The organism is Marinobacter segnicrescens (genome assembly GCF_900111555.1).
GTDB lineage: Bacteria > Pseudomonadota > Gammaproteobacteria > Pseudomonadales > Oleiphilaceae > Marinobacter > Marinobacter segnicrescens.
Window position 1 is genome coordinate 1 of record NZ_FOHZ01000085.1, and the last position, 1,021, is coordinate 1,021.

Here is a 1,021-nt window from a genome sequence, read left to right on the forward strand (position 1 = left end):
TCACTGTGGGAGGGGCGCTATAAGATCAGCCCAATCGATACCGACCACTACCTGCTCAGTTGCTGTCGATATGTTGAGCTAAACCCGGTGAAAGCCGGCATGGTTGACGCAGCGGAACATTATCCTTGGTCATCCTATGCCGCACGTATCGGTCTCGCCCACTGTGACTGGCTGGATGAACCTCCTACGATGGCTGCTCTGGGAATTGATTCGCAGTCACGCAGAGAACGCTACCAGGCGTTTGTCAACGATGGAGCTTTCTCTGAACAAGACCGCCAGATAAGAACCGCCATCGCCGGGAATAAGCTGACCGGCGGCAACCGTTTCGTTGATGAAGTCGAGCGTCGTATTGTACTACGCATTGAAACCAGGGCTCCGGGACGGCCTAGAAAATAAATGAAAATAAATCTGTCCCGGTTTCTACACGTGATTCACTATTTACCTTTGACGCTGAACGAAGCGGCGCGTCTCACGCGTCCGCCTTCCGTGACTTATTATGGGTTGGCGTTCCGAGCACCCAAGTCTTCTAAGATGTTAAAGGCTGGCTTGTTCACCAGGAAAACACAAGTCGCCGTCGCCGCTACAAATACCAGCGGGAAAAGGAACGAAAAGCCGACCTGACCTACAACAGCTATTGGCCAAACCACAATCATAGAACCAGCGACGCCTGATACAAGAATACTCAGCAGGTTTATCTTCAACCGACTGAACCTCGGGTACAGGGAAATAAGCAGAGCCCAATTCGCCAGTCCCGCCAGAAATGCTGGAACAATTCCCACAATGTAGGCGGGGAAAAGGCTGGACGAAAATTCATCGAGTGGAATCGGGCTAGCCAGCACAAAAACAAAATAACCCACAGGCGGACCGGCAACCAGGAAGATGAAGAGCACCAATATGAAACTGAGCAATAGAGCTAAAAACATGCGGTAAGGTACCCATAACGAGGCTGTAGAAAAACTCGATTTCGAGCCGTCCCCAACGCCTGCTTCCTAAAATTTTTGTAGCGGCCATCAGCTAGCTG

2 protein-coding genes are annotated in these 1,021 nt (G+C 51.1%); one reads left to right on the forward strand and one right to left on the reverse strand.

The window, feature by feature from the left end; all coding sequences use genetic code 11:
• Positions 1–396: transposase (locus BM036_RS20175; protein WP_425434124.1), on the forward strand; the 396-nt coding region annotated here is incomplete at its 5' end.
• Between the two features lie 98 nt (positions 397–494).
• On the opposite strand, the gene BM036_RS19755 is transcribed toward BM036_RS20175, so the two are convergent.
• Positions 495–923 (reverse strand): hypothetical protein, encoded by a 429-nt coding sequence (locus tag BM036_RS19755; RefSeq protein ID WP_091855320.1) that lies wholly within the window; start codon positions 921–923, stop codon positions 495–497.
• Between the last annotated feature and the right edge of the window lie 98 nt (positions 924–1,021).

Excerpts from the sequence above, each read along its gene's own strand:
- BM036_RS19755 (WP_091855320.1), bottom strand. The coding sequence starts at position 923 with ATGTTTTTAGCTCTATTGCTCAGTTTCATATTGGTGCTCTTCATCTTC.